Annotated in this window: 22 protein-coding genes and 1 pseudogene; 4 read left to right on the forward strand and 19 right to left on the reverse strand. The window is 73.4% G+C overall.

Annotation, left to right across the window (positions count from 1 at the left end; genetic code table 11):
• Positions 1 to 37 precede the first annotated feature (37 nt).
• Complete coding sequence (locus RM590_RS10225) at positions 38 to 589, reverse strand: GNAT family N-acetyltransferase (protein WP_311704116.1); 552 nt, start codon at positions 587 to 589, stop codon at positions 38 to 40.
• 136 nt (positions 590 to 725) lie between these two features.
• Between RM590_RS10225 and RM590_RS10230 the strand changes: the two genes are divergently transcribed.
• Positions 726 to 1,163, forward strand: coding sequence for an SsgA family sporulation/cell division regulator (locus tag RM590_RS10230; protein WP_311704117.1), 438 nt, complete (start codon positions 726 to 728; stop codon positions 1,161 to 1,163).
• Here the strand turns inward: RM590_RS10230 and RM590_RS10235 are convergent.
• The 10 genes and pseudogenes from RM590_RS10235 to RM590_RS10280 form a co-directional block, all read right to left on the reverse strand.
• The gene (locus RM590_RS10235) at positions 1,113 to 1,628 is read right to left on the reverse strand and encodes an Lrp/AsnC family transcriptional regulator (RefSeq protein WP_311704118.1); all 516 of its coding nucleotides are present in this window, start codon (positions 1,626 to 1,628) and stop codon (positions 1,113 to 1,115) included. The two genes, RM590_RS10230 and RM590_RS10235, sit on opposite strands and share 51 nt — an antisense overlap.
• Positions 1,629 to 1,932: 304 nt before the next feature.
• Complete coding sequence (locus RM590_RS10240) at positions 1,933 to 2,769, reverse strand: S16 family serine protease (RefSeq protein WP_311704119.1); 837 nt, start codon at positions 2,767 to 2,769, stop codon at positions 1,933 to 1,935.
• A 9-nt stretch (positions 2,770 to 2,778) separates the two neighbouring features.
• Positions 2,779 to 3,423, reverse strand: a complete 645-nt coding sequence (locus RM590_RS10245) for an IclR family transcriptional regulator (protein WP_311704120.1) — start codon at positions 3,421 to 3,423, stop codon at positions 2,779 to 2,781.
• Positions 3,424 to 3,716: 293 nt separating this feature from the next.
• Positions 3,717 to 5,516: a DEAD/DEAH box helicase gene (locus RM590_RS10250; RefSeq protein WP_311704121.1), complete on the reverse strand. Its 1,800-nt coding sequence runs from the start codon at positions 5,514 to 5,516 to the stop codon at positions 3,717 to 3,719.
• Between the two features lie 73 nt (positions 5,517 to 5,589).
• Complete coding sequence (locus tag RM590_RS10255; protein ID WP_311704122.1) at positions 5,590 to 7,092, reverse strand: MFS transporter; 1,503 nt, start codon at positions 7,090 to 7,092, stop codon at positions 5,590 to 5,592.
• Between the two features lie 87 nt (positions 7,093 to 7,179).
• Positions 7,180 to 9,498, reverse strand: coding sequence for a xanthine dehydrogenase family protein molybdopterin-binding subunit (locus tag RM590_RS10260; protein WP_311704123.1), 2,319 nt, complete (start codon positions 9,496 to 9,498; stop codon positions 7,180 to 7,182).
• A pseudogene (locus RM590_RS10265) lies at positions 9,498 to 10,535 on the reverse strand (2Fe-2S iron-sulfur cluster-binding protein); the annotation flags it as partial. The pseudogene RM590_RS10265 and the gene RM590_RS10260, both read right to left, overlap by 1 nt.
• Positions 10,536 to 10,711: 176 nt before the next feature.
• Positions 10,712 to 11,614, reverse strand: coding sequence for an FAD binding domain-containing protein (locus RM590_RS10270; protein WP_311704125.1), 903 nt, complete (start codon positions 11,612 to 11,614; stop codon positions 10,712 to 10,714).
• Between the two features lie 236 nt (positions 11,615 to 11,850).
• The gene (locus tag RM590_RS10275) at positions 11,851 to 12,138 is read right to left on the reverse strand and encodes a DUF3039 domain-containing protein (RefSeq protein WP_311704126.1); all 288 of its coding nucleotides are present in this window, start codon (positions 12,136 to 12,138) and stop codon (positions 11,851 to 11,853) included.
• 11 nt (positions 12,139 to 12,149) lie between these two features.
• The gene (locus RM590_RS10280; RefSeq protein ID WP_311704127.1) at positions 12,150 to 12,707 is read right to left on the reverse strand and encodes a YqgE/AlgH family protein; all 558 of its coding nucleotides are present in this window, start codon (positions 12,705 to 12,707) and stop codon (positions 12,150 to 12,152) included.
• A 130-nt stretch (positions 12,708 to 12,837) separates the two neighbouring features.
• On the opposite strand from RM590_RS10280, the gene murA reads away from it, so the two are divergent.
• Entirely contained in the window at positions 12,838 to 14,157 is a 1,320-nt protein-coding gene (murA, locus tag RM590_RS10285) for a UDP-N-acetylglucosamine 1-carboxyvinyltransferase (protein WP_311704128.1), read from the forward strand.
• Between the two features lie 317 nt (positions 14,158 to 14,474).
• On the opposite strand, the gene RM590_RS10290 is transcribed toward murA, so the two are convergent.
• The 5 genes from RM590_RS10290 to RM590_RS10310 form a co-directional block, all read right to left on the reverse strand.
• Entirely contained in the window at positions 14,475 to 14,756 is a 282-nt protein-coding gene (locus tag RM590_RS10290; RefSeq protein ID WP_311704129.1) for an HU family DNA-binding protein, read from the reverse strand.
• A 267-nt stretch (positions 14,757 to 15,023) separates the two neighbouring features.
• Positions 15,024 to 16,460: an NAD-dependent malic enzyme gene (locus tag RM590_RS10295; protein ID WP_311704130.1), complete on the reverse strand. Its 1,437-nt coding sequence runs from the start codon at positions 16,458 to 16,460 to the stop codon at positions 15,024 to 15,026.
• 276 nt (positions 16,461 to 16,736) lie between these two features.
• Positions 16,737 to 19,025, reverse strand: a complete 2,289-nt coding sequence (locus RM590_RS10300) for a HelD family protein (RefSeq protein ID WP_311704191.1) — start codon at positions 19,023 to 19,025, stop codon at positions 16,737 to 16,739.
• Between the two features lie 80 nt (positions 19,026 to 19,105).
• Positions 19,106 to 20,254: a uroporphyrinogen-III synthase gene (locus RM590_RS10305; protein ID WP_311704131.1), complete on the reverse strand. Its 1,149-nt coding sequence runs from the start codon at positions 20,252 to 20,254 to the stop codon at positions 19,106 to 19,108.
• 118 nt (positions 20,255 to 20,372) lie between these two features.
• The gene (locus RM590_RS10310; protein WP_311704132.1) at positions 20,373 to 21,770 is read right to left on the reverse strand and encodes a nitrate/nitrite transporter; all 1,398 of its coding nucleotides are present in this window, start codon (positions 21,768 to 21,770) and stop codon (positions 20,373 to 20,375) included.
• 283 nt (positions 21,771 to 22,053) lie between these two features.
• On the opposite strand from RM590_RS10310, the gene RM590_RS10315 reads away from it, so the two are divergent.
• Positions 22,054 to 22,458 (forward strand): hypothetical protein, encoded by a 405-nt coding sequence (locus RM590_RS10315; RefSeq protein WP_311704133.1) that lies wholly within the window; start codon positions 22,054 to 22,056, stop codon positions 22,456 to 22,458.
• Positions 22,459 to 22,477: 19 nt separating this feature from the next.
• Here the strand turns inward: RM590_RS10315 and RM590_RS10320 are convergent, their stop codons facing one another.
• From RM590_RS10320 to RM590_RS10330, 3 genes are all read right to left on the reverse strand, one after another.
• Entirely contained in the window at positions 22,478 to 23,431 is a 954-nt protein-coding gene (locus RM590_RS10320) for a DUF1015 family protein (protein ID WP_311704134.1), read from the reverse strand.
• A 70-nt stretch (positions 23,432 to 23,501) separates the two neighbouring features.
• Entirely contained in the window at positions 23,502 to 24,737 is a 1,236-nt protein-coding gene (locus tag RM590_RS10325) for an ATP-grasp domain-containing protein (RefSeq protein WP_311704135.1), read from the reverse strand.
• 33 nt (positions 24,738 to 24,770) lie between these two features.
• Positions 24,771 to 24,908 (reverse strand): hypothetical protein, encoded by a 138-nt coding sequence (locus tag RM590_RS10330; protein WP_311704136.1) that lies wholly within the window; start codon positions 24,906 to 24,908, stop codon positions 24,771 to 24,773.
• Positions 24,909 to 25,122: 214 nt separating this feature from the next.
• Between RM590_RS10330 and RM590_RS10335 the strand changes: the two genes are divergently transcribed.
• On the forward strand, positions 25,123 to 26,049 hold the full coding sequence (locus tag RM590_RS10335; RefSeq protein ID WP_311704137.1) for a helix-turn-helix transcriptional regulator: 927 nt from the start codon (positions 25,123 to 25,125) through the stop codon (positions 26,047 to 26,049).
• Positions 26,050 to 26,056: the final 7 nt, after the last annotated feature.

Genomic DNA, 26,056 nt, shown 5'->3' on the forward strand with positions numbered 1-26,056 from the left:
GGGGGACCGGCGTTACCCCATCTCTTAGACAGCGACCTTAGCCAACTCCCCCGGGAACGCGAGAGCCGAGGCCAGCGAACTCCACGAGATCGAGACGCCAGTCGTTGCACCGCATCGGACGGCCCGGCGGATACTCGAAGTCGCACGGGCCGAGGAGAGTGAAGCCGGCGCCCGCGCAGACGGCGTTCGACCCGGGGTTTTCCACCGAGGGGAACGCGTGCAGGAAGCGGTGCCCGCCCTCCTCGGCGGCGGCGCGCGCCACTTCACGCGCGGCGGCCGTCGCCAGCCCCCGCCCCTGGTACTCGGGCAGCACGCTCCAACCGGCCTCGTACACCGTCTCGTCGCGCCACTCCCGCTCCCAGAAACCGACGGTGCCCACCCGCTCGCCGGTCGGCTCCGCCCGCACGCTGAACATCTGTCCGCGCCCGGTGTCGTCGAGCCCCAGATAGCGCCGGTGCCGGTCGCGCAGCTTCTCCTCGCTCTCCGGTCCGCCCAGGTGAGCCATCATCTCCGGCGCGTTCGCCCGCCGGAGCAGCTCGAAGTCGTCCTCGCCCCAGGGCGCGATGCGCACACCCGCTGACTCGCTCATGCGCCCGAGGCTACAAGCCGTCACCGACAGCGGCGCGCGGGAAAAACTTTGGCGCCATCCGCGTAATGACCTGCCGTCCGGCCCCTCTCTTCTCCCGCAAGCCCGGCGGACCACAGGAGAGAAGAGGTCGCATCGCATGCACACCATCATCGAGCGGGAGCTCGACCTCCGTCTGGTGCTCTCAACGGAGCGCAGCGTGCCCGTCCCCGCACGGCTCCTCTACCGGTCGGACGATCCCTACGCCGTCCACATCGTCTTCCATATCGGCTCCGACGTGCCGGTGCACTGGACGTTCGCCCGCGAGCTGCTGATCGAGGGCGTCTTCCGGCCCGCCGGCCAGGGCGACGTGCGGGTCTGGCCGGCCAAGGACCGGGGGCGGAACGTTCTGTGCCTGGCCCTTCAGTCGCCGGAGGGCGAGGCGCTGCTGCACGCGCCGGCCGCCGCGGTGTCGGCCTGGCTGGAGCGGACGCTGCGCCTGGTGCGGCCCGGCACGGAGGGCGAGCAGGTGGATGTGGCGGACGGCCTATGCGCCCTGCTCACGGCGGCCGACGAGCCGGGAGAGGCGGCCGGTTGAGCCCTCGGCCGCGTACCGGACCAGGGGGATGACCCGCAACGGCACGGGGTTCTCCATGACGATGGCGGTGGACGACCGCACGATGCCCTCGAAGCCGACCACCCGGTCGATCACCCGCTGGAGGTCACCGGTGGAGCGGGCCACCAGCCGGCAGAGCATGTCGCCCTGTCCGGTGATGGTGTGCAGTTCCAGCACCTCGGGCACGCCGCTCAGGTGGCGGCGGACCTCCTCGCCCTGGCCCTGCTTGATCTCCAGCGTGGCGAAGGCGGTGACGGGGAAGCCGAGGGCAGCCGGGTCGACCTCGGGGCCGAACCCGCGGATCACGCCGTTCGCCAGCAGCTTCTCCAGCCGCGCCTGGGCCGTGCCACGCGCGACGCCGAGGCGCCGGGACGCCTCCAGCACGCCGATGCGCGGCTCGCGCGCGAGCAGTTCGAGCAGCCGGGCGTCGAGTTCGTCGATGGCCATGGGTGACCTCCTGGCACCGCCGGTACGGACGGAACGACTGTACGGACGGCCGGGCGCCGCGTGTACGCGCGCGCGGCCCGCGTCTTCACCGGGGCGGCACAGGATCGGCCCACACCCTCCCCCGGTCCGGGCAAAAGGTTGGAGTCGACGGGGTTCGGCAGGATTCGGCGAAGGGAACTTCAAGGGCTCTCTTCGGCCCGAAAGAGCGTGAACACGCGATGCGCGGGAATCTGTAAGAACACCACCCCCCACAGCCGCCCCCGCGACCTGCACTCGCGGGGGCGGTTCGCTGTCGGCGTCGGGGTCAGCAGGACGGCACGGACTCCCCCGCGGCCAGCGCCCGCAGGCTGTCGACCGCGCCCTCCAGCGTGGTGACCGGGATCAGCCGCAGGCCGTCGGGCAGGTCCGCCGTGGCGTCCGAGCACTCGTCGCGCGGCACCAGGAAGACGGTCGCGCCGTCCCGCCGGGCCGCCTGTGTCTTCAGCGGAACGCCGCCCACCGCGCCCACGGTGCCGTCGGCGTCGATGGTGCCGGTGCCGGCGATGGTCAGGCCGCCGGTGAGGTCCCCGCCCTCGCCGTCGCCGGCCAGCAGGTCCACGATGCCCAGGGACAGCAGCAGCCCGGCGCTCGGGCCGCCCACGTCGCCGAGGTCCACCTCCACCTCGATCCCGTCCCCGGCCATGCCGAGGTAGGACAGGGCGGCGGTCACCGCGGTGTTCTGCGACTCGCGCATCTGCGCCGTGTTGTGCTCCTGGATCTCCTCGGTGGTGTCCCCCACCGGGTAGACCGACTCGCGCGGCATCACCGCGCGGTCCCCGGCGAAGTAGCCGCTGATGACGTCGGACAGCCGCACGGTCGCGTCCGGCCCGGTCGCGGTGATCGTCGTCATCCGCAACTCGCCCTCGGGGTCGCGGACCTGCGCGCCGGTGATGGTGATCACCTGCTCGCCGGCGTGCTCCCCGAGCACGTCGGCGGTCAGCCCGGGATGGGTCACCGAGTAGGGCAGCGGCGCCAGGGCCGCGACGGCCAGCAGCGCCGCGACCAGCGCGCCGCAGGCGGCGAGCACCAGCGGGCGGCGGCCGGTCGGCGGGGACGGGGCGGCGGGGTCCGGTTCCGTCGGCGCGGTCGGGGCGGCGGGCATGGGGGGAATCTAACGCAGGACCGCGGCGACCTCCTGAGCGGCCCTCACCACGCGGGGGCCGACCTCCGGGGGCACCACCTCGTTGAGCATCACCACGCCGACGCTGCCCTCGATGCCGCAGTCGTCGGGCAGCGGCGCGGCGGCTCCGCTGGCGCCCGCCTCCAACTCCCCGTGGGTCAGCACGTATCCGTCCTCGTCGTGGATGTCCTTGCAGCGGCCGGTGAGGATGGCCCGGCCGGCCGCGCCCCGGTCCAGCGGGTGCCGGAAGCCGGTGCGGTAGGCGACGTGATAGTCGGTCCAGCTCGGCTCGACCACGGCGACGGCGAGCGCGTCATGGCCGTCCACGACCGTGAGATGGGCCGTGGCGCCCACGTCCTCGGCCAGCGAACGGAGCGCGGGCAGCGCGGCCTCGCGCACCAGGGGGTGCACCTGCCGGCCGAGGCCGAGCACTCCGACTCCGACCCGGGCGCGGCCGCCGGCGTCGCGGCGCACCAGGGAGTGCTGTTCGAGCGTGGCGAGCAGGCGGTACACCACGGTGCGGTTGACGCCGAGCTGTTTGGACAGCTCGGTGACGGTGAGCCCGTGGTCGGTCTCGGCGAGCAGTTTGAGGACACGCAGTCCCCGGTCGAGCGTCTGAGAGGTCTCCGCGGTCACGACGCCTCCCCTTCACGGATGAGATCCGGTGAGCTGACGGCCGTCGCGGAAGTGCCGTGCCGCCGGTCCCATCGGCGGCACGCGCGGGAGGCCGTCGGTGGCGATAGCTGATCACAGCCGGCTGCGCACCGGGGCGGCACTGCCACCGGGCGTACGCGTGACCGGAAACTTATCCATCGTCACCGCTCAGCGGAAGAGGCTGTCCAGAATCCGAGCAACGGGTGGTCGTTATCGGACGTTATGCGACGAAACTCCGCTTCCGTGGCCGGTCCTCGGCCGGTCCTCGGACCGCCTCACCGCATCCGGGTGGCCCACTCCCGGACCTTGACCACCCGCTGCTTGAGCTGCCCGGCGGTGGCCTGCGCGGTGGGCGGGCCGCCGCAGGCGCGGCGCAGCTCGGTGTGGATCACGCCGTGCGGCTTGCCGGACTGGTGGGCGTAGGCGCCGACGAGCGAGTTCAGCTCGCGGCGCAGCTCCATCAGCTCCTGGTGGCTGACCACCGGCCGCCGGTCGGCCGGCAGTTCCAGCAGATCGGCCTCCTCGTCCGGCTTCCGCCGGCTGTGCGCGATCTGCCGCTCCTGCCGCTTGTGCAGCAGCAGCCGCACCTGGTCCGGCTCCAGCAGTCCGGGGATGCCGAGGTAGTCCTGCTCCTCCTCGCTGCCCGGGTGGGCCTGCATGCCGAACTCGGCGCCGTCGTACATCACCCGGTCGAAGACGGCCTCCGACTCCAGTGCCTCGAACGGCAGTTGGTCCTGCTCGCCGTCCGGCTCGTCCTGCTGCCGCTCGGCCTCCTTCAGCAGGTCGGCCTCGGGCCCGTAGGGGTCCTCCTCGCCGTCCCGCTTCGGCTTGTCGAGCACGTGGTCGCGTTCCAGCTCCAGCTCGTGCGCGAAACCCAGCAGCGAGGGGATGGTCGGGAGGAACACGGACGCGGTCTCGCCGCGCCGCCGGGAGCGCACGAAACGGCCCACGGCCTGGGCGAAGAACAGCGGCGTGGCGATCGTCGTGGCATAGACCCCGACCGCCAGCCGGGGCACGTCCACCCCCTCCGACACCATGCGGACGGCGACCATCCAGCGGTCCCGCGACTGGCGGAACTCCTCGATGCGCCCCGAGGCGCCGGAGTCGTCGGAGAGCACCAGGGTCGCCGCGTCGCCGGTGATCTCCCGGATCAGCTTGGCGTACGCCCGGGCCGACTCCTGGTCGCTGGCGATGACCAGCCCGCCCGCGTCCGGCACGGCCCGGCGCACCTCGGTCAGCCGCCGGTCGGCGGCGCCCAGCACCGCCGGCATCCACTCGCCCCGCGGGTCGAGCGCGGTGCGCCACGCCTGCGAGGTGGCGTCCTTGGTCATCGGCTCGCCGAGCCGGGCGGCCACCTCGTCGCCCGCCTTGGTGCGCCAGCGCATGCTGCCGCTGTAGGAGAGGAAGATGACCGGCCGCACGACGCCGTCCGCCAGCGCGTTGCCATAGCCGTACGTGTAGTCCGCGACCGAGCGGCGGATGCCGTCGTTGCCCTCGGCGTAGGCGACGAACGGGATGGGGTTCGTGTCGGAACGGAACGGCGTACCGGTCAACGCCAGCCGCCGCGTTGCCGGTTCGAACGCCTCCAAACACGCCTCGCCCCAGGAACGGGAGTCCCCCGCGTGGTGGATCTCGTCCAGGATGACCAGCGTCTTGCGCTGCTCGCAGCGGTTGCGGTGGAGCATCGGCCGGACGCCGACGCCCGCGTAGGTGACCGCCACGCCGTGGTAGTCGCGGCCGAGCGGCCCGGCGCTGTACTCCGGGTCGAGGCGGATGCCTATGCGCGCGGCCGCGTCCGCCCACTGCGTCTTCAGGTGCTCGGTGGGGGCCACCACGGTGACCTGCTGCACGACGTGATGGTGCAGCAGCCATGAGGCCAGGGTGAGCGCGAAGGTCGTCTTGCCCGCGCCGGGGGTGGCGACGGCGAGGAAGTCCCGTGGCTGCGCCGCCAGATACGCGTCCATCGCGCCCTGCTGCCAGGCCCGCAGCTTGCTCGCGGTACCCCAAGGCGCGCGGCCGGGAAAGGCGGGGGAGAGATGGGAGGAGTGCGGGGAGGACGAGGCGGTGGTGGTCACGGTCTCCGGGTGGGGTGGGCGGTGCGGACCGCGTCAGCCTACCGCCGCCGCCCGGCCGGAACTGCGGCCAACCTCACACCCCGGCGCCCGCCCCCGCCGCGCTTCCGGGCGACCTCTCGCGCAGCCGCCCGCCGACCACGATTCCGAACAGAGCCGCGACGGTGGTGGCCACGTACACCGCGACGAACGCCCCCGGCCCGACGGTCACTTCGGCCGCCCGGGCCGCCTCGTGCGCGGCGGCCGACGCGTCGCCGCCCAGCGCGGCGAACAGCGTGCCCACGGTCGTCAGCATCACCACGTTGCCCAGACTGTCGCAGACCTGGAGGGAGGCCACATTGCCGCCCGCCTCCTCGGGCGGTGACAGGCGCAGCACCAGCACGCCGACCGAGGCGGTGACCAGCCCCATCCCGAAGCAGCCGACGGACAGCGTCAGCGCAGGCGTCCACACCGGAACGGCGTCCACCAGCACCAGCGGGGTGAGCGCCACCCCGGCCGCTATCAGCACCGTGCCCAGCCTCACCAGCGCCAGCCGGCGCGGCTCGGCCCAGGGCCGGGACTGCGTCCAGGAGCCCAGCGCCCACAGCCCGCCGGAGGCGGCGAGCGCCAGCCCGGCCTGGGTGTAGGACAGCCCCCGCTGGGTGACCAGCATCAGCGGCACAAAGCTCTGCGACGACAAGTAGGCCGACGAGATCAGGGCGCGCAGCGCGATCACGGACGGCAGCCCGCGGGCGGCGGTGAACGTGCCGCGCGGCAGCAGCAGCCGGGCCGAGGGCACCAGCAGCGCGATCCCGGCGGCCACCGGTATCAGCGACAGCCAGCGCAGCTCCTGCCCGCCGAACTGGAGCAGCCCGGCCCCCGCCGCCACCGCCACGGCCAGCCGCAGCCGGCGGCCGTCGAACCGCGCGCCGGGCGCCGTTTCCCCGCCCGCTCCGGCTCCCTCGCTCTCGCCGAGCCGGCGCAGCGGCGGCAGCATCACCATCAGCGGCAGAACGACCAGCACGGTGATGCCGAGGAACACCCAGCGCCAGCCGAACTGTTCGGTCACCGTGCCGGCGATCACCGGCCCGATCATGGAGGGCACCACCCAGGCCGCCGAGAACGACGCCAGCGCGGCCGGCCGCAGCCGCTCCGGATAGGCGCGGCGCACCATCACGTACAGCGCCACGATGACCAGCCCGCCGCCGACGCCCTGCGCCGCCCGGCCCAGCACGAACGCCCACATCGCCTGGGCCGTGCCGGACACCAGCAGCCCGGCCGAGAACGCGGCGACGCCGGCCACCACCGGGCCGGTCGGCCCGCGCCGGTCGCACCACTGCCCGGAGACCACCATGCCCAGCAGGCTGGTGGTGAAGTACGCGGAGAACGCGAACGCGTAGAGCGAGACGCCGTCCAGCGCCTCGGCGGCGGCGGGCATCGCGGTGCCGATGGCCATCGCCTCGAACGCGATCAGCAGGATCGTGCTGACGCAGCCGAGCGTGAGCGCCCGGTAGGGACGGCTGAGGACGCCGCCCGTTTCCTCGATGGCCGGTTCGGTGGTCGGTGGGGATGCGGCCGCGGCGGCTCCGGTCTCGGTCATGGACACACCGTAAGGACCGGACCGGCCCACCGCCTATGGACCGGCGCGGGGAAGCATCTCGTTCGCTCGACCTAGGACGAGCCTGCCCTAGGCCACGCCGACCGCGGCCTGCGGCCGGATCGGCAGCCGGTTCACCGGGCGGCCGGTGGCGGCGCGGACCGCTCCGGCCACCGCCGCGGGCGCGACCACCACGGGCACCGCGCTGGCCGCCTTCGCGCCGAACGGCGCCACCACGTCCCGCTCCTCGACCAGCTTCACGATCCGCACGTCCGGCGCGTCCAGCGCGGTCGGCAGCGCGTAGCCCGCGAGATCGGCGCGCCGCACCACCCCGCGCGCCACCCGCAGATGCTCGGTGAGCGCGGCACCCACGCCCTGGGTGACCCCGGTCTCGATCCGGGCCCGCAACTGGCGCGGGTTGAGCACGCGGCCGACGTCCTGCGCGATGGCCATCTCGACCACGCGCACCGAGCCCAGCTCCACGTCCACGTCCACCACGGCCCGCACCGCGGCGAACGCCAGGCCCACGAACGCGTCGCCCTGCCCGGACTCGTTCAACGGCTCGGTGGGGTGCGGGCGGCACTGCGCGGTCGCCCACAGCTCCTTGCCCTCCAGGGCCTCGGCCACCGTGGTGCTCAACACCCCGTCATAGGACGTGATCTTGCCGTCGGCGATCGTCAGCAGCTCCGCGGACATGCCGAACTTCGCGGCCAGCGGCTGGAGAAGCTGGGTGCGCACCATCTTCGCGGCGCGCTCCACCGCCCCGCCCGACACCCAGGTGTGCCGACTGCGGCCCCCGGGCCCGGCGGTCGGCAGATCCGTGTCCACCGGCGCCACCTGCACCTCGTCCACGCCCAGCACGTCCTGGACGATCTGCCGCGCCAGCGTGGTGAAGCCCTGCCCGGTCTCCACCGCCGCGCACAGCACGGTGGCGACCGTTCCCTCGACCCTGACCGTGGCCGTGGCGACCTCGTCGGTGCCCTCCGCGCCCAGCATGTGCACCATGCCCAGCGCGTAGCCGACACCGCGCCGCACCGCGCCCGGGTCCGCGGCGCCGTCCGGACCGCCGGGCAGCAGCCAGTCCTCGACCGGGCCGTCCTTCGGCAGCGCGGGCAGCGGCGCCTCGCGGACGGCGGCCAGCAGCTCGGCGACCGGTGCCGGGCAGGTCACCGTCTGCCCGGTAGGCAGCGGGTCGCCGGTGGCCAGGACGTTCCGCGCGCGCAACTCGGCCGGGTCGATGCCGAGTTGAGAGGCCAGCTTGTCCATCTGCCCCTCGTACGCCGCGCACACCTGCATCGCGCCCTCGCCGCGCAGATAGCCGGAGGGCGGGTTGTTGGTGCGGACGACCCAGCCGTCGATCTGCGCGTTCGGCACGTTGTAGGGCCCGGCGGCGAACGACACCGCGGCGGCCAGCGCGTCCGCCGAGTCGTCCGCGTAGGCGCCGGCGTCCATCAGCACCTGCGCCTCGACCTTGACGAGCTTCCCGTCGCGGTTGGCGTGGTGCCAGTAGCGCAGGAAGGTGGGGTGCCGGTGGGCGTGGCCGAGGAACGACTCCTCGCGGGTGGCGGCCAGCTTGACCGGGCTGCCGGTGCGGATGGCCAGCAGCGACAGCGGCAACTGGAAGCCCAGGTCCTCCCGGTCGCCCAGCGCGCCGGGCACGCCCGTGACATAGATCTTGACCTGCTCCTGGGTGAGGCCCAGGCAGGCGGCCAGCCGGTCGCGGTCGCCGTGCGGGTCGGTGGTGGCGGTGTAGACCTCGACGCCGCCGTCCGGGCGCGGCACGGCCAGGCCCGACTCGGCGCCGATCGGCGCCGGGTCCTGGCGGCCGATGCGGTACAGGCCCTCGACGACGACCTCGCCGGTGACCGACGGATCGCCGTGGCGCAGCGGGATGTGCCGGATCAGATTGCCGTCCGGGTGCAGCGGCGGCGCCTCGAACGACTTCTCCGGGTCGGTCACCGCGTCGAGCACCTCGTACTCGACGACGATGGCGGCGGCGGCCAGCCGCGCGGTCTCCGGGTGGTCGGCGGCCACGGCGGCCACCGGCTCGCCGTGGTAGCGCACCAGCTCGGCGGCCAGCGCGGGCCGGTCGGCGACCCCCCGGCCCAGGCCCGCGTCCCCGCCGACGTCCTCGTGCGTGACCACGGCCCGCACCCCGGGCATGTCGGCCGCGTCGGCGGTGTCGATGCGCTTGATGCGCGCGTGCGGATGCGGCGAGCGCAGCACGGCCGCCCACAGCAGGCCCTCGGCCCACAGGTCCGCGGTGTAGGGATGGGTGCCCTGCACCTTGGCCTCGGCCTCGGTGGAGGCCAGGGAGGTGCCCAGCCCGTGCGCGTGCTGCCGGGCCGGTCCCGCCGCCTGGGCGGGGACCACGGTGACGGCGGCGGCGTCGCCGACCTGGTCTGTCATCACATGCCTCCTGCCGGCGGCCCGGGCTGATGCGGAATGCGGAGCGCCGCGTCCTGCTCGGCCGGCGCGGCCCCCGGCTCGGCGCGTTCGGCGTGCTCCTGGCGCGCGGCGAGCGCCGCGCGCTCCTCGACCACGGTCCGCACGGCGTCCAGGACGCCGCGGTAGCCGGTGCACCGGCACAGGTTCCCGCACAGGGCCTGGCGGGTCTCCAGCTCGGTCGGGGCGTGGTTGCCCTCCAGCAGGTCGTGCACGGTCATCGCCATGCCCGGCAGGCAGAAGCCGCACTGCACGGCGGAGGCGGCCAGCGCGCGCTGCACATCCGAGGGCGCGCCGTCGCCGCCCAGGCCCTCCACGGTGCGGATCTCGCTGCCCGCGGCGGTGGCCGCGGGGACCAGGCAGGCCGCCACCAGCCGGCCGTCCACCTGAACGGAACACGCGCCGCACTCGCCCTGCGCGCAGCCGTCCTTGGCACCCGCCAGGCCGAGCCGCTCGCGCAGCACGTACAGCAGGGACTCGCCGATCCAGGCGCCGGAGACGGGTCGGTCCACGCCGTTGACGCGCAGCACGTAGGACACCTCGGGGTGCTCGCTGCGGCTGCCGCCGGGCGCGGGGACGGCGTCCTCCGGAACAGGCGGCGCCGCCGGGGCCGGATCGCCCGCCCCGGACGCCGGTCCCGTCTCCACGGGCTCGGTCACCGTCGCTCCGCCCACCGCCGGCGCGGCCTCCGCCGGGTGCGGCTCGCCGTCCGGCTGCGCCGACCAGGGGGCGGGCGAACGCGGCGCGTCCACGCCCTCGGGCCCGGCCGTCCAGGGACTCGCGTCGTGCCCGGCCTGCTCCCCGTCCGCGCCCTCACCCGGCCGGCGCCGGCCGCCGGCCAGCGCGGCGGCGCCCTGCCCCATGGCGGCGGCGCGCGACGGACGCGACGGCGCGGCCGTGCCCTCGGGCGGCGGATCTCCCCAGGCGAACGGCATCGTCCACTGCCCGGTCTCCCCCGGGTCCGTGGTGGCTCCCGCGGTGGCGGGCGGGGTGCCGCCGGTCCGGCCGAGCTCCGGCGGCTGGAAGCCGTGGCCGGGCGCGGCGAGCGGCTCGCCGCCCGGCTCCTCCGCGTACCCGCCCGGTAGCTCTATGAACGCGGTGGCCTCCGCGTCGTACTCCCCGCCCCAACTGCCCGGCTGCGGGCCCTGGGCGTGTCGGTCCGGCTGCTGATCGTTGCTCATGCGAGAGCCCTTCCGAGTCCACGGCGGGCGAGTGTTGCCACGGTACGCCTCATGTGCAGCACGGCGGGCGGGAGTTGGCCAGGTTCCCCGCCTTCGCCGGGGGCCGGGTCGGGGATGCAGGCCATCCCCACGTACTCCCCGAAGGCGGCGAGCGCCTCGGGGTCGAGGCCGCGCTCGCCGTCCCAGTCCACCAGGGAGGCGACCCAGCGCTCGGCGTCGAGCGGGCGCAGCGGCATCGGGGCCACGGCGCCGACCGCGCAGCGGACCTCGCGGCGCACCGGGTCGAGGACCACGGCCACGGAGGCGAGCGCGCGCGAGGGCCCGGTGCGGCTGGTGGCCTTCAGGAACGTCTGCGGCGCGTGCAGCAGCGGCACCCGGACGTGCGCCAGCAGTTCCCCCGGGCGCAGCCGGTCGCGGCCGGCCAGCAGATGGCTGACGGGGACCTGCCGGCCGTCGCCGTCCGGCCCGGCGACCAGGAGCGTGGCCTCCAGGGCGGCCAGCACCGGCAGGGTGTCGCCCGAGGGGGCGGCGGAGATGATGTTCCCGCCCAGGGTCCCGGCGTTGCGCACCTGCGGCGGGCCGGCGGACCGGGCGGCCGAGGCGAGGGCGGGGATGAGGGCGGCGAAGTCGGGGCGGCTCATCCGGGCGTGGGTCAGACAGGCCCCGAGCAGCGCGTGACCGTCCTGGTACGCCCAGCCGCGCAGCTCGGCGAGGCGGCCCAGCCCGACCAGGGCGGCCGGGCGCAGCAGCCCGGCGTTGACGCCGGCCATCAGATCGGTACCGCCGGCGACGGGCACGGCCGCGGGCACCTCGGCCAGCGCGGCGACCGCCTCGTCGAGTGTGGCGGGAAGCGCGACGAGCCGAGCCGTCTGTGGCGCATGCGGTGCGTGCGTGCTCAATCAGTCGCCCCTTTCCGGTAGCCCGGCCGCCGAGCCGTACGGTACGCGCTCGCCGCCTGGACGTGGCAACTCTGGCATATTTTCCGGCTCCGCCGACGCGGGGGTGGCCCGGCCGTCCACCGGGCGTGGGAGCTCCCGGACGGACGCCCGAGGCAACTCACACGATCAGGGCATACGGGCGGGCCCCCGGCCGTGGCCGGGGACTGTCCCGGGGCGGGAGGGGGCGCCCGGCGGGGCTACTTCTTGCCGCCGTCCTTGCCGCCACCGCCGAACGAGCCCATGGACTCGTAGATCTCCTTGCAGGTCGGGCACACCGGGTACTTCTTCGGGTCCCGGCCGGGCACCCAGACCTTGCCGCAGAGCGCGACGACGGGGGTGCCGTCCAGCGCGCTCGCCATGATCTTGTCCTTCTGGACATAGTGGGCGAAGCGCTCATGGTCGCCGTCGCCGTGCGTCGTCTGCGGAGTGGGCTCGACGAGGGTGCCGGTACCCGCTCCGCGCTCGGGGTCGAGGGGAGTGCTCATGGGTCCCAAGCCTAATTGAGCGACGGGTCGTCCGGGTATGTTGCGAGCAGGGCGAGGCTGCCGCGCTGGCGGCGCAGAACGGCCCGCCACAGCCGTTCCGGCTCGGGCACGGAGACATCTCCCGGCTCGGAGTCCACGACGTACCAGGCCCCCTCGTCCAGCTCCCGTTCAAGCTGTTCGGGGCCCCAGCCCGCGTAGCCGGCGAAGATCCGCAGACTGCCGAGTTCGGCCGCCAGCACCTCCGGCGGTGCCTCCAGGTCCACCAGCCCGATCGAACCGTGCACACGCCGCCATCCGAGCGGTCCGCTGCCCGGGACGACGGCGAGCGCCAGCGCGGCGTCCAGGGCGACCGGGCCGCCCTGGAAGACGACCCCGGGCTCGCCGGCCAGCGCCGCCCACGGCTCCAGGACCTCGGACACGCCGACGGGCGTCGGGCGGTTCAGGACGACCCCGAGGGCCCCCTCGCGGTCGTGGTCGAGGAGCAGCACCACGGAGCGGTCGAAGTTGGGATCGGACAGTGCCGGGGTGGCCACCAGCAGCCGCCCGGTGAGCGAGGACGCCTCGGTCATGGGGACATGATTCCGCATCCCCGGGGGACTGGGGAGGGCTGTCCCGGGCCCGTCCCGGGGAAGGCTCCACCCAGGCCCATTACGATTCCGTCTGGCCCGGCGCATCCCTTCGTCTCAGATCGCGAGTTTTATGAACGACGACGTCCTGCTTGTTCACGGCGGCACCCCCGTGGAGGGTGAGATCCGGGTCCGGGGGGCCAAGAACCTGGTGCCCAAGGCGATGGTCGCGGCGCTGCTCGGCAGCGCGCCGAGCCGGCTGCGGAACGTGCCGGAGATCCGCGATGTGCGGGTCGTGCGCGGGCTGTTGCAGTTGCACGGGGTGACCGTTCGCAGCGGAGAGGAGCCAGGGGAGCTGGTGCTCGACCCGTCCCGGGTGGAGAGCGCGAACGTCGCGGACATCGACGCGCACGCCGGGTCCTCGCGCATCCCGATCCTGTTCTGCGGGCCGCTCCTGCACCGGCTGGGGCACGCGTTCATCCCTGGCCTGGGCGGCTGCGACATCGGCGGCCGGCCGGTCGACTTCCACTTCGACGTGCTGCGGCAGTTCGGCGCGGTCATCGAGAAGCGGGCGGACGGGCAGTACCTGGAGGCGCCGCGCGGGCTGCGCGGCTGCAAGATCCGGCTGCCCTACCCCTCGGTGGGGTCCACGGAGCAGGTGCTGCTGACGGCGGTGCTGGCGGAGGGCGTGACCGAGCTGGCGAACGCCGCGGTGGAGCCGGAGATCGAGGATCTGATCTGCGTGCTCCAGAAGATGGGCGCGATCATCTCGATGGACACCGACCGCACCATCCGCATCACCGGCGTGGACAAGCTGGGCGGCTACACGCACCGCGCGCTGCCGGACCGGCTGGAGGCCGCCTCGTGGGCGTGCGCGGCGCTGGCGACCAAGGGCAGCGTGTATGTGCACGGCGCCAGCCAGCGGGAGATGATGACGTTTCTGAACGTCTTCCGAAAGGTGGGCGGGGAGTTCGAGGTTGACGACGCGGGCATCCGCTTCTGGCACCCCGGCGGCCCGCTGAACGCCATCGCGCTGGAAACGGACGTGCACCCGGGCTTCCAGACGGACTGGCAGCAGCCGCTGGTGGTGGCGCTGACGCAGGCGTCGGGGCTGTCGATCGTGCACGAGACCGTGTACGAGTCGCGGCTGGGGTTCACCGAGGCGCTCAACCAGATGGGCGCGCGGATCCAGCTCTACCGCGAGTGCCTGGGCGGCACGCCCTGCCGCTTCGGCCAGCGGAACTTCCTGCATTCCGCGGTGGTCTCGGGGCCCACCACGCTCCAGGGCGGCGACCTGGTGATCCCGGACCTGCGCGGCGGCTTCTCGTACCTGATCGCGGCGCTGGCGGCCGAGGGCACCTCACGGGTGCACGGCATCGGGCTGATCAACCGCGGCTACGAGAACTTCATCGAGAAGCTTGAGGATCTCGGCGCCAAGGTCGAACGCCCTTAGGCCCTGTCCGGCCGACCTCGCCGGGCCCGCGACGCCAACTACGGCACCTCGCTACGTTGTCGCATCGCGCGAGTACGGCCAAGTACGAGCTGCGATACTCCGCCTTGCGATGCACCGCGTCATGGGGGTACCTCCGAGGGCCTGGGGGAGCCAAGGGCTGATCCGACAAGGCCGACCGGACAGGACCTACTCGCGCGCACGTTCCCATTCGGGAACGGTCCAACGCGCCCGCGCGGCACGGCAGATACGCACCCGGCGCATACAGAAGGGGTGGCCCTCACCGGTGAGGGCCACCCCTTGCCGCGTTCATGCGGGCGTCACTTGCCCTTGGCGGCTTCCTTGAGCTTGGAGCCCGCGGACACCTTGACGCTGTACCCGGCGGGGATCTGGATCGGCTCGCCGGTCTGCGGGTTACGGGCGGTGCGAGCGGCACGGTGGGTCCGCTCGAAGGTCAGGAAACCGGGAATGGTGACCTTCTCGTCCCCCTTGGCAACGACCTCCCCGATGGTCTCGGCGAGGGCCGCCAGCACAGCGTCGGCGTCCTTCCGAGTCACCTCGGCGCGCTCGGAAAGAGCGGCCACCAGCTCACTGCGGTTCATATTTCGTACTCCCGTGTTCATCTTGCCAATGAGGCGTGAGATCGAAGCCGATGCTGCCAGGGCCCACTGACAGTCCCCGGACCCGGGTCTGCCTTCGGTAAACCCCTCGCCCGGGACGCATCCTGCCCCCACCAGAGGCGGGAAGGCCAATCCGGCACCAACGGGGTCACACGAAGAGCGCTCGTCGTCTCGCCGGTGACTTCTCCCGAGGCTTTGCCTCCTGGTCACCCTAAGGGGCAGCCGCACCGCACCGGCAACCCGACTCGCCTACGAGGGGGCCCCGGAGCCGCCGCCCGACCGCGCCTGGGCCTGGGCTGCCTCCCGGACCGCGCCGGCCACCGCGCCGGAGACCTTCTCGTTGAAGACGCTGGGGACGATGTAGTTGGCGTTCAGCTCGTCCTCCCCGACGACATCGGCCAGCGCGCGGGCGGCGGCCAGCATCATCGAGTGGCTGACCGTGCGGGAGTGCGCGTCCAGCAGGCCGCGGAAGACGCCGGGGAACACCAGCACGTTGTTGATCTGGTTGGGGAAGTCCGAACGGCCGGTGGCCACGACGGCCGCGGTCTGCCGCGCGATCGCCGGGTCGATCTCGGGGTCCGGGTTCGCGAGCGCGAAGACGATGGCCTGGTCCGCCATCGCCGCCACGTCGGCCGCGTCCAGCACGTTGGGGGCGGAGACGCCGATGAACACGTCGGCACCGGCGACGGCGTCCTTGAGCGTGCCGGTGACGCCCTCGGGGTTGGTGTTGTCGGCGATCCAGCGCAGCGGCGAATCGACGTCCGCGCCCACGAGATCGGCGCGGCCCGCGTGCACCACGCCGTGGATGTCGGCGACCACCGCGTGCTTGACGCCCGCCTCGATCAGCAGCTTGAGGATGGCCGTACCGGCCGCGCCCGCGCCGGACATGACGACCCGCACGTCGGGCAGCCGCTTGCCGACCACCCGCAACGCGTTGTGCAGGGCGGCCAGCACGACGATCGCCGTGCCGTGCTGGTCGTCGTGGAAGACCGGGATGTCCAGGGCCTCGCGCAGCCGGGCCTCGATCTCGAAGCAGCGCGGCGCGGAGATGTCCTCCAGGTTGATGCCGGCGAAGCCGGGGGCGATGGCCTTGACGATCTCGACGATCGCGTCGGTGTCCTGGGTGTCCAGGCACAGCGGCCAGGCGTCGATGCCGGCGAACCGCTTGAACAGCGCGGCCTTGCCCTCCATCACCGGCAGCGCGGCGTGCGGCCCGATGTTGCCCAGGCCCAGCACGGCGGAGCCGTCGGTGACCACGGCGACACTGTTGCGCTTGATCGTCAACCGCCGCGCGTCCTCGGGGTGGGCGGCGATCTGCGTGCACACACGAGCCACACCGGGCGTGTAAATCATGGACAGATCATCGCGATTGCGAATGGGATGCTTGGATTTCATCTCGATCTTGCCACCGAGATGCATGAGGAACGTCCGGTCGGAGACCTTGCCGAGCGCGACGCCCTCGATCCCGCGCAGCTTCTGGACGATCTCGTCCGCGTGCGCGGTCGAACTCGCCGCGATGGTGACGTCGATGCGCAGCTTCTCGTGCCCCGAGGCGGTGACGTCGAGACCGGTGACCGAGCCACCGGAGGATTCCACGACCGTGGTGAGCTGACTCACCGCCGTGCCGCTGGCCGGGACTTCCAGCCGGACGGTCATCGAGTAGGAGACACTGGGCGCCGTTGCCATGAGTCGACTTCCTTCACTTTCCCGATATCGCCCCCCAAGTCCGTGTCACCTTACGAGAGGCATGGGTTGCGAAGAAAGCCAGGGCGGTCGACCGATATGACCGTAACAGGAGGAGCCGTGAAGGGCTGAGTGAGTAAGGGCGTCGACCCGCCAGCTCGCCTCGCGGCAAGGGGTCGCTCGAAGCGACAATGGTTGGGCCCGGGGGCATGGAACGGGCCGACGCCTTTTCCAGGCTACCTCACTCTGCCCCGAGGTCAACCGGCCACAAGCCGCAGGTCAGGACGTGGCCAGCAGCTCCGGAACGCCGTCCGGGCCGGGGTGGTCGGCCGGTCCGGAGAGCACCGTGAGGCGCTGGGTGGCGCGGGTCAGCGCCACGTACAGCACGCGCAGCCCGGCCGGGGACTCCTCGGCGATCTCGGCCGGCGAGACCACGAGCGTCGCGTCGTACTCCAGGCCCTTCGCCTCCAGGCTGCCCAGCACCACCAGCCGGTCGCCCAGGCCGGCCAGCCACTCCCCCGCCGCCGCGCGGCGGCCCATCGCCGTCACAACGCCGACCGTGCCCGGCACCTCGGCGAGCAGCCGGGCGGCCTCCGCGCGCACCGCGCCGGACAGCCCGTCCGGCTCGGGCGCGGTGGCGAACCGGGGCGCGAGGCCCGTTTCGCGCACCGCCCGCGGCGGCCGCGCGCCGGGCATCGCGCGGGCGAGCACCCCGTCGGCGACCCGGGCGATCTCGGCCGGGTTCCGGTAGTTGACCGTCAGCTCGAACTGGCGGCGGCGCCGGCCGCCCAGCGCCGCGTCCCGTTCCGCCGCCGCCTCCTCGGGCGCCGGCCAGGAGCTCTGCGCCGGGTCGCCGACGATCGTCCAGGTCGCCTGCCGACCGCGGCGCCCCACCATCCGCCACTGCATGGGCGTCAGGTCCTGCGCCTCGTCCACGATGATGTGCGCGTAGTCCACGCGCTCCCCCTCGCGCTCCGGCGCCTCCCGGCGCCCGGCCAGGCGATCGGCGTAGGTGGTGACCTCCTCCAGCCCGGTGAGCTGGTCCAGCGGGTCCGCCTCGCGCGGCCGGGCCGGCTTCGCCGGGGCGCCGAGCAGGACGCGCAGCTCGTCGAGCAGCGCCACGTCGTGCGCGGACAGCCCGCCGCCGGCCGGCGTGATCCGGCGCAGCGAGCGGGCGAGCAGCCGCACCTCGCGGGGGCGCAGCAGCCGCCGGGCCCAGCGGCCCAGCCGCTGCTCGTCGGTCATCGCGGTGAGCACCTGGAGCGGGGTGACCTCCGGCCACCAGGCGTCCAGGAAGTCCTGGAACGAGTCCTCGGCGCCGATGTCCTCGTTGAACGCCTCCCGCGCCTCGGCCGCCAGCGCCGGGTCCGGGTAGCGCTGGGGCGCGCCGGAGGTCTCCCACAGCGCGTCCAGCAGCAGCCGCCGGGCGCGCGGGCGCAGCAGGTTGACGGGGGCGGTGCCGGCCAGGGTCGCCTGCCGGACGCGCGCCAGCGCCTCGCCGGTCAGCTCCACCCGGCGGCCGAAGGCCACCACCCGCAGCCGGCCGGGCGCCCCGGGCCGCTCCAGCACGCCGCGCGCCGCGCGGTGCAGCACCCGGGCCATGGCGGCGGAGCCCTTGATCCGGGCGGTGGGCGGGTCGTCGTAGGAGTCGGCCTCGGCACCCTCGACCAGCGAGCCCAGGGCGCGGATGGCGACCTGGCCCTCCTCGCCGAGCGAGGGCAGCACGCCCTCGGTGTAGGAGACGAGCAGCGGGGTGGGGCTGACGATGAGGATGCCGCCCGCGTACCGCCGCCGGTCCTGGTACAGCAGGTAGGCGGCGCGGTGCAGGGCGACGGCCGTCTTGCCGGTGCCCGGGCCGCCGGTGACCTCGGTGACCGAGACGGCGGGGGCGCGGATGACCTCGTCCTGCTCGGCCTGGATGGAGGCGACGATGTCGGTCATCCGGTGGCCGCGGGTGCGTCCCAGCGCGGCCATCAGCGCGCCGTCGCCGACGATGGGCAGCTCGGCGCCCTCCCGCAGGGCCCGCAGCTCGGGGCGCAGCAGGTCGTCCTCCACGCCCAGCACGCGACGGCCCCGGCTGCGGATCACGCGGCGGCGCACCACACGGCCGGGCGCGACCGGGGTGGCGCGGTAGAACGGGGCCGCGGCGGGCGCGCGCCAGTCGATGACCAGCGGGACGTAGTCGGCGTCCAGGACGCCGAGCCGGCCGATGTGCAGGGTCTCGGCGATCTCGGCCACGGGGGCGCCGTCGCGCACGGTGACCGCGTCGTCGGCGGGCTCGACGGAGGTGAACGCGCCGTCCGGGCCGCGTTCCCCGTCCTTGCCGGCGAGCAGGTCGATGCGGCCGAAGAGGAAGTCCTCGAACTCGTTGTTCAGCCGGGCGAGATGGCGGCCCGCGCGGAACACCTGCGCGTCCCGTTCGGCCAGCGCGCCGGGCGTGCCGACATGGACGCGGCTGGCCGCGTCCGCCATGAGGTACTCGGCCTCGTCGATCTTCTCCGCCAGCCGTCGGTAGACGGCGTCCAGATGCCGCTGCTCCTCGCGGATCTCCCGCTCCCGCACATCCAACACTCGGCCCCCTTCTGGCTGTCGGCAGGGCAGCGGTCAACCGTACGCGACATCGGGCCCGTTTGCGCGGGTCGGAGCGGCTACTCGCCGTACTTCTGTCCGTCGAGGGTCGGGTCCAGGGCCAGCCGGTAGCCGCGCTTGACCACGGTGTGGATCAGCATGGGCGCGCCGAGTGAGCTGCGCAGCCGGGCCATGGCGGTTTCCACGGCGTGCTCGTCGCGGCCCGCGCCGGGGAGCGCGCGCAGCAGCTCCGCGCGGGGCACCACCCAGCCGGGGCGGCGGGCCAGCAGCCGCAGCATCGCCATGCCCGCCGGGGGCACGGGCCGGAGCGAGCCGTCGACGACGACGGCGTGCCCGCGGATCTCGAGCTGCCGCCCGGCCACCGGCAGCGGCCGGGTGCGGGCGGGCAGCTCATGGCACAGGAGCTGGACCAGCGGCCCGAGCCGGAACCGTTCCGGCTGGCGGGTGGCGACGGCGTGCGCCTGGAGCGGCAGCGCGGTCACCGGCCCCACACAGGCGGGCAGCACATGCTTCTGGAACGCGTCGAGCAGCTCCCCGAGCGCCCCGCGGTCCTCCGCGCGCCGGAGCAGCGAGGCGGCGGCGGGGGCGCTGGTGAACGTGACGGCGTCCAGCGACTGGGCGAGGACGGCGTCGATGAACCGGTCCAGGGGCGCCAGGTCCTCCGGCGGCATCCACCGGTAGACGGGCACGTCCACGACCTCGGCGCCGGCCTCCCGCAGCGCCTCGATGAAGCCGGGCAGCGGCTCGCCGTGCAACTGGAGGGCGACGCGGCGGTTCTGCACGCCCTCGTCGAGGAGGCGCTGGAGCACCTCGGCCATGGACTCGGAGGCGGGCGACCAGTCCTCGGTCAGCCCGGCCGCCCGCACCGCGCCGCGCACCTTGGGGCCGCGGGCCAGCACCTCGGCGGTGGCCAGGGTGGCGAGCAGGTCCTCGCCCAGCCCCCAGCCGTCGGCCGCCTCGATCCAGCCGCGGAAGCCGATGGCCGTGGTCGCGACGACGACGTCGGGGGCGTGCTCGATCAGGTCCCGGGTGGCCGCGAGCAACTGGTCGTCGTCGGAAAGGGGCACGATGCGCAGCGCCGGCGCGTGCAGCACCTCGGCCCCGCGCCGCCGCAGCAGGGCGACCAGCTCGTCGGCGCGCCGCGCGGCTGTCACGCCCACGGTGAAGCCGTCGAGGGGTCTGATGTCCTGCTGTCGTTCCGTCCGCATTTCCCGTTCCGCTCCGCCCAGAGTTGTGGGTGTCCGGATCCGAGCCTGTCAACACGGCGTGACAGGCTCGGATCGTCCCGGTTTCTCGGGCGTTACGCCCGGACCGTTGCGGGGCCGCTCAGACCCTCGCGTATGCCGGCCGCTCCTCCTCGCTGCCGTCCGTGCGGGCGGCGGGCCCGGTGGAGCCGGCGGCGGCGGAGGAACGTCGCAGGTATACGGCCCACGTGACCACGAAACACGCGGCGTAGAAGACGAGGAACGAGGTGAACGCGCCGGTGCCGGAGCCGGTGGAGAGGAACGACTGCCGGAAGGCGAGGTTGATGCCGAGGCCGCCCAGCGCGCCGACCGCGCCGATCAGGCCGATGGCGGCGCCGGACAGCCGGCGCCCGTAGGCGGCGGCCTCCTCGCCGGTCAGCCCCAGGGCCTCGGCCTTGGCCCGGTAGATGCCCGGGATCATCTTGTAGGTCGAGCCGTTGCCCAGCCCGCTGAGCACGAACAGGCAGATGAACCCGACGAGGAAGACGGGCAGCGACTCGCTGCCGGAGGCGAGGATCACCACGCCGGTGGCGGCGGCCATCCCCGCGAAGGTGTAGAGGGTGATCCGCGCGCCGCCGAACCGGTCCGCCCAGTAGCCGCCCACCGGCCGGATCAGCGAGCCCAGCAGCGGCCCGAGGAACGTGATGGACGCGGCCTGGAGCGGGGTGCGGTCGAACTGGTTTTGGAGCACCAGGCCGAACGCGAAGCTGTAGCCGATGAACGAGCCGAACGTCCCGATGTACAGGAACGACATGATCCAGGTGTGTGCGTCCCGGACCGACTCCCGGGCCGCGCCCGTGTCGTTGGTGACCGGCGCGAGGTTGTCCATGTAACGCCAGGCCAGCGTGGCGGAGACGAAGATCAGCGGGGTGTATACGGCCAGCAGCACGCGGGGCTGGCCCTCGCCCGCCGTCGCGATGACCAGCAGGCTGACGAGCTGGATCACCGGCACCCCGATGTTGCCGCCGCCCGCGTTCAGCCCCAGCGCCCAGCCCTTGCGGCGCAGCGGGAAGAAGGCGTTGATGTTGGTCATGGAGGAGGCGAAGTTGCCGCCGCCGACGCCCGTGAGGACGGCGACCAGCATGAACGTCGTGTAGGAGGTGCCCGGCTCCATCACCAGCCAGGCGGCGATGGTCGGCAGCAGCAGCATGGAGGCGGCGATGACCGTCCAGTTCCGCCCGCCGAACCGGGCCACCGCGAAGGTGTAGGGCACCCGGACGACGGCGCCGACCAGCGTGGCCACGGAGACGAGGAAGAACTTGCCGGCCGGGTCGATCCCGTACTCGGGACCCATGAACAGGACCAGCACGGACCACAGCGACCAGATCGAGAAGCCGATGTGCTCGGAGATGATCGAGAAGAGGAGGTTGCGGCGGGCGATGCGCTCGCCCTTCTCCTGCCAGAACCGCTCGTCCTCCGGGTTCCACTCGTCGATCCAGCGCCCCCCTCGTCGGGCGGCGGCGGGCTTGGGGGCTGACATGGCGCCTCCATCGAAGGGTCGGTCAGGGGCTCGTGCTGCCTGAAGGTAGGGAGGCCGCGTTTCGGCTCTGTGGCAGGACGTGACGTGGACGAAACCTTGCTCTCACCCGTCACGCTTCGCGCCCGTGAGCGGTCCCCGGCGGACCGCCGGAGTTAGTATTCCGGGCCCGCGACCGCCCCATTCCCGATGACTTCGGAGCTGTCAAGTCGCAGCGCCTGCACGGATGTTGGACCCATGGCATCCTCGTGATCCCCCGCACGACCCAACCGACACAAGGAGACAAGTGAAGGCGCTGCCCGTCGGCACCGGTGTGTTCCTCGCGGTCAGCCTCATCGCGCTGGCCGCCGTGCTCGGCTACCGGACGGGGCGGGAGGAGGTCCCCTACGAGTCGATAGCGGAGGTCTTCGAGGAACTGGGGCTGCCGCCGGCCGACGAGTTCCGCGCGCTGCACGAGGACGACGAGGACGCGCAGCGGGTCCAGTGGATCTACCCCACGATCGACGCGGAGGGCGCGCCGTTCTTCATCGTCGTGACCGACGGCGGCGAGGTGCGGGACACCGCGGCGCTGTGCGCGGGCGTCGCCGCCTATCTGGCGGAGCACCGCGGCATCGACTTCTCCGGCGGCCACACCGAGATGCTGTTCACGCCGGACGGCGAGATGCTGCGCCACTGGGAGACCACCCCGTGAGCGGCACCTGCCGGAAACCCTAGGAAGCGGACAGCCGCCCGATCTGGCCCGGCACGGGCACCGGGCCCAGGCTGGTGCTCTTCGGCGGCATCCCGGTGCCGCTGGCCGCGCCCGCCCAGATCTGGTCCCAGGTCGGCGGCGGCAGGATCAGGCCCGCCTCGCCCGGCCCCGGGTACTTGCTGGTGAAGCGGGGCACCGACGGGATGCCCTGGTCCTCGCACAGGGTGGGGATCAGCACGTGGTCGCTGATCGCGGCGGGCAACTCCACCCACTCCGGCGGCAGGAACCGCAGCCGCCCGGCCATGGTCGCCGGGGAGATCTCCGAAACGTCCCACGCGCGGCCGCCGCCGGTCAGCGTGAACGTGCCGGGCCGGGGCAGCGGCCGCACGCCCGGCGGGTGCGCGTTCACCCGGGCGATCCTCGACGCGGAGCGCACGGCCCGTTCGATGTCCAGGCCGGGCACCAAGCGGTGGGTCGCGGCCAGCCTCAGCGGATAGTGCCGGTGGTCCACCACCAGCGCGAGCAGCCGGTCGGCCACGGCGCCGGGGTGCGCGCGGTGCAGCCGCCGGGCCGCCTCCAGCCGGTGGTGGCCGTCGGCCAGCAGCACCGGGGGCAGCGCGGGCGGCGCGGCGGTCCAGGCGGCGGCGCAGGCCCACAGCCGCTGCACCCCGCCCTCGGGCGTGGCCAGTTCCTGGTCGGGCGGGCCCGCGACGGTCTGGTCGATGCACTCCTGGAACGCGCTCAGATCGGGCGCGGCCAGCACCAGCGGCTCGATGCTCTCGCCGCGCTCCTGGAGCAGCCGGGCCTGGAACCGCACGTCGGCGTCGGCCACCTGCTGGTGGCGCAGCACATGGCCGGTCTCCACGCCGTGCAGGCTGAGCGCGCCGATGACGCCGCGCTGCTCGACGCGGCCGGCGCCGTCGCGGCGTTCGAGCACGTAATAGCCGGCGCGGCCGAGGGGCCGGGCGAGCACGCCGTGGAAGGGGAGGAGCAGATCTGTCCGTGGGGCCGGGGTCCGGGGCGGGACCAACGCGGGGAACAGCTCAGACGGCAGTGTGCTCCTCCTCCCTCGCCGGCACGGGCACCACCGCGGGACGCAGTGTGTCCTGGGCCTTGCGGAGGACGACCTCCAGCTCTTGCGGTCCGTCGGCGACCGCGGTGACGAAGCCATGCCCGGCGACCCGGCTGGTGGTCTCCGGAACATGGCTGCCGATGGGAACGTCGATCTCCAGCCCCGTCACGCCCGGCAGCGCCCGCGCCTCCGCGATCCCGTCCACGGACTCCAGGAGCCCGGGCGGCATCCGCAGGAAGCGGATCCCCGCGTACCGGACGCCCTGTTCAACCGGGGGCGCGGGCACGGCGAGGTCGAGCACGGTGGCGATGGTCAGGGCGGCGATGTCCGTTCCGGTGGCCATCAGCAGCAGATCGCTGATGTGGTCCGCGCCCGGGTGGGCGTGGGACTCGATCAGCCGCGGCCCCGCCGGGGTGAGGATCACCTCGGTCTGCGAGGGGCCGAAACGCTGGCCCGCGGCGGAGAGCGTCGCGAGCACCAGGTCGTGAATCCCGGCGACGGTCCCGGGGTCCAGGTCCGCCGGCAGGTCGTAGCCGGTCGCCGGCCAACCCGGGGTCCCGGTGGTGTACTTCCTGGTCACGGCCAGCACGGTGTGCGTTCCGGCGCGGGAGTGCGCCTCGACGCTGTACTCCGGCCCGTCGAGGAACTCCTCGACGATCAGGGCCGGTTCATACGGCAGCTCGGCGGCCAGGAGCGCCGCGTCCGCCGCTGAGCGCAGCAGGTGGACGTCCTGGCCGCCGGAGCCGGTGCGCGGCTTGGCCACGCACGGGAAGCCGACGCGTTCGGCCACGGCCACCAAGTGCGCCGCGCGGTCGCAGTGCTCGAACCGGACGGGGGCACCGGTGAGCTGGTTGACCTTGCCACGCAGGGTAGCCTTGTCCGTGAGGTACGCGACGGCCGCATGGGGGTTGCCGGGGAACCGCAGTGCTTCGTTCGCACGAGCGGCGATGAGCGCGCTCTGCTCGGCGAAGCCGAACACCGCTGCCCTGGCGGGGAGGTGGGCGAGGTGACCGATGGCCATCATCAACCGGGGATGGTCCGACCAGTCCACGGTCATGGCTCCGTCCGCGGCCCGGGCGGCCTCCCGGATCCCGGGCACCGACAGGTCCGGCGCGAGCACCAGACTACGGGCGCCGACCCGGCGAGCCGCCGCCACCACGGCGGGCCGCGGGCTGAGCAGGACCGCCAGAGGAGCCTCGGGCGTCATCGTGCCGCCTCCTTGCCCTCACGGACAGCCGGATCAGAACCAGGTGTTCTGGGTGCCGACCGACTGCGGCGAGACACCGGTCACGCTCTGCGAGGACTGCGCGCCGGCCACGCCGGCCGAGGCCGCCGTGATGAGAAAAGCTGCGACGACACTGAGAACAAACTTCTTCACGGGTTCCCTCTTCCGTGTCCACATAGGCGAACATGAGTGGCATGTTGGCCCAATCATGCTCACGAGCTTTCACCAGGAAGTCGATAGAGTCGCTGTGGCATCATCTCGCCTGTCAGGTTGACGCCAAGGGGCTGGCTGTTGTCGTTCAAGGAAGAAGAGCGTGCACGAATCCGGCGAAATAGACGCAGCGGCCACCCGAGTTTATCGCCTCCGTGTGATCCATCCCACGGATTCCGTCGAACAGATCGCGGCGCGGGCGGGCCTGACGGCGGACGAGGTGACGGACGCCGAGTCGCGGCTCTTCGCGCTCGGACTGCTCCGGGCCTCGCCCGGCGGCGGGCGGGTGGCGATCAGTCCCGAGAGCGCCGCCGACGCGCTCCTCGCCCCCCTTGAACAGGACATTCTCCAGCGCAGAATCGCGATGGCCACGACCCGCGCGCGCCTGCATTCGCTGTCCGGGGATTACCTGGAGGCGCGCAGCATGCGGTCGGCCAAGACCATCATCGAGGTGGTCGAGGGCATCGACAACATCCGCGCGGTCATCGACGACTTGGCCCGCACCTGCGTGAAGTCGATCGACGCGCTGACCGCCAGCCGGCCCACCGAGGAGGCCATCCGCGCCTCGACGCCGCTGGATCTGGAGCAGCTCGAACGCGGCGTGCGCACCCGGCGCGTGTTCCAGCACGCGGCGCGCAAACACTGGACGAGCGTTCAGTTCCTGGAGACGCTGGCCGCGGCCGGCGCGGAGGTGCGGACCGCCACCGCGCTCCCCTCCCACCTGCTGATCTACGACCGGAGCTGCGCCGTTCTGCCGCTCGACCCCCAACGCACGGCCGCCGGCGTGGCGTTGGTCCGGGACCCGGCCGTACTCAACTTCCTGCAGCAGCTCTTCGAGCACTACTGGGACCGGGCGCTGGACTTCTCCGAGGAGGAGCAGCGCTCGGGCGCGGAGCCGACGGGCGTGGAGCGGGACGTGCTGCTGATGATGGCGGCGGGGAAGAAGGACGAGGCCATCGCGCACCAGCTCGGCATGTCGCCGCGGTCCGTCAGCCGGATCGTCGCGCGGCTGATGGACCGGCTCGGCGCGGAGAGCCGGTTCCAGGCGGGCACCCGGGCCGCGCTGAACGGCTGGCTGTCCTGACCGCGGA

Origin of the sequence: Streptomyces litchfieldiae (assembly GCF_031845365.1) — a bacterium.
Classification (GTDB): Bacteria; Actinomycetota; Actinomycetes; order Streptomycetales; family Streptomycetaceae; genus Streptomyces; species Streptomyces litchfieldiae.